At 47.9% G+C, this 653-nt stretch carries 2 tRNA genes and 1 rRNA gene; all 3 read left to right on the forward strand.

Going from position 1 to position 653, the window contains the following annotated elements:
• Positions 1-45 precede the first annotated feature (45 nt).
• A tRNA-Ile gene (locus JWJ90_RS22845) sits at positions 46-123 on the forward strand.
• Between the two features lie 131 nt (positions 124-254).
• Positions 255-330, forward strand: a tRNA-Ala gene (locus tag JWJ90_RS22850).
• Positions 331-550: 220 nt separating this feature from the next.
• A 23S ribosomal RNA gene (locus JWJ90_RS22855) occupies positions 551-653 on the forward strand; the annotation flags it as partial.

The raw sequence follows: 653 nt of genomic DNA on the forward strand, positions 1-653 counted from the left end.
TCAACCCCGCTCTATACTGTTCAGTTTTGAGAGATCAAGGGCATTGGGCCTATAGCTCAGCTTGGTTAGAGCGCACGCCTGATAAGCGTGAGGTCGGTGGTTCAAGTCCACCTAGGCCCACCAAGCTTAGCTTTGATCAAATCGATCACAAGGCACCGAATCTGCGGTGTTATCGCCCTGCTTACGTACGTTATGTACGCTGCGCAGGCCGATGCCTAGCATCTCCGGCCCCTTGAAATCGATTGAGAAATGCTGGGGGTGTAGCTCAGCTGGGAGAGCGCCTGCCTTGCACGCAGGAGGTCATCGGTTCGATCCCGTTCACCTCCACCAGTCTTTAAAAGGTTAAGACAAGAATGTGATCCTCTGGATCATATTCTTCTTTTAAACTTTTAAAACACAAAAAGTTTATAGATCTTTGACAATTGAATAGCAGGGTATCTAAATCGTAGATACCGACTGGTGCAGGCAAAGCCAAGGCTTTGCGCACAATGAGAGTCGGTGTACTACAGAATTAAGCGTTTAGAGTTAACTTAGTTTATAAAAGACTTATGGTTAAGCTACTAAGGGCTGACGGCGGATGCCTTGGCACTAGGAGGCGATGAAGGACGTGGAAAACTGCGATAAGCTTCGGTGAGCTGTTAACAGGCTATGAC

The organism is Desulfobulbus rhabdoformis (genome assembly GCF_016919065.1).
In the GTDB taxonomy this organism is placed as follows: domain Bacteria; phylum Desulfobacterota; class Desulfobulbia; order Desulfobulbales; family Desulfobulbaceae; genus Desulfobulbus; species Desulfobulbus rhabdoformis.